This is a genomic window from Streptomyces sp. NPDC004065 (assembly GCF_044903565.1).
Lineage (GTDB): Bacteria > Actinomycetota > Actinomycetes > Streptomycetales > Streptomycetaceae > Streptomyces.
In genome coordinates, this window is the sequence record NZ_JBJDQT010000073.1 from 1 (window position 1) to 1396 (window position 1396).

Below are 1396 nucleotides of genomic sequence, written 5' to 3' on the forward strand. Positions count from 1 at the left end.
GGACGTGTCAGTGATTTTGTGTAAGTCCTTGGGGTTCATACGGCGTTGAGTCGGTCCTCGAAGAACAGGGAGAACTGGTTCAGCGCCGTCTTCCAGTGTGCCGCGACGTGGTTGACATCGCGGGCCTTGGGGGTGATCAGCTCGCGGACGGCGAGGTAGAGCACCTTCAGCGCGGCCTGCTCGGAGGGGAAGTGCCCACGGTTGCGGGTGGTCTTCCGCAGCCGGGCGTTGATCGACTCAATCAGGTTCGTGGAGTAGACCACCTTCCTTATCTCCGGTGGGAAGGCCAGGTAGGGGGTGAACTCGTTCCACGCGGCCTGCCACGTGCGCACGATCGCCGGATAGCGCTGGCCGAGCTCGGAGACGGAAAACTCCTGCAGTGCCTGCTCGGCGGCCTGCTCGGTCGGTGCGGTGTAGATCGCCCTGAGTGCCGGCACCAGCGCGGGATGGTCCCTCTTGGAGGCGAACCGCAGCGAGGCCCGCATCAAGTGGATCACGCAGGTCTGCACCGTGGCCCGGGGCCAGGTCGCGGTGACCGCGTCCGGCAGGCCCTTGAGCCCGTCGCAGGCGACGATGCATACGTCCTCCACTCCGCGGTTGCGCAGTTCGGACAGCACCGTCATCCAGGTGGTGGCGCCCTCGCCTCCGTCGCCGACCCACAGGCCAAGGACGTCCTTGCGGCCGTCCATGTCGACGCCGACGGCGAGGTAGACAGGCTTGGAGACGACCGATCCGGACCGGATCTTGATCCACAATGCGTCGATGTAGATGATCGGCCAGATGGCGTCCAGCGGGCGGTTCTGCCAGGCGGCGAGCTCGTCGGTGACCGCGTCGGTCACCTTGCTGATCAGGTCCGGTGAGACCTCGACGCCGTACAGGCCGGCCAGGTGGGAGCGGATGTCCCGCACCGACATCCCGCGGGCGTACAGCGAGAGGATCTGCTCGTTGAACCCGGCCAGCCGCCTGGCGTGCTTGGGCACGAGCTGCGGCTCGAAGGAGCCGTTGCGGTCCCGGGGCACGGCCACGGTGACCGCGCCGGCGTCCGTCAGCACGGTCTTGGACGAGGTCCCGTTGCGGCTGTTGCCCGAGCCGCGGCCGACCGGATCGTGCTTCTCATAGCCGAGGTGTTCGGTCATCTCGACGTCCAGGGCCCGCTCGAGTACGGCCCGGGTGATGGCGGTCAACAGCCCGCCCTCGCCCAGCAGGGCGGTCCCTGAAGCGTCGGCGCGGTCCATCAGCCGCTCGACGACCTCGTCCACCAGCTTGTCTTCGACCGGCTCGACCGCCGGGGTTTCTTTCTCCGTCATGGTCCGTCCGTCCCGGCTGACCAGGGCCCGAGGTCGGGCCTCGGCCAGCCTGTCACATCACGGACTTACACGATCTTTCAGACACGCTC

At 67.3% G+C, this 1396-nt stretch carries 1 protein-coding gene; it reads right to left on the reverse strand.

Features of this window, described 5'->3' with window-relative positions:
- Nucleotides 1–35 precede the first annotated feature (35 nt).
- Nucleotides 36–1307: an IS256 family transposase gene (locus ACI2LW_RS33680; protein ID WP_404735058.1), complete on the reverse strand. Its 1272-nt coding sequence runs from the start codon at nucleotides 1305–1307 to the stop codon at nucleotides 36–38.
- Between the last annotated feature and the right edge of the window lie 89 nt (nucleotides 1308–1396).

What these genes read in the sequence shown, in the direction of transcription:
- ACI2LW_RS33680 (WP_404735058.1), bottom strand. Translation starts at nt 1,307, where the DNA reads ATGACGGAGAAAGAAACCCCGGCGGTCGAGCCGGTCGAAGACAAGCTG.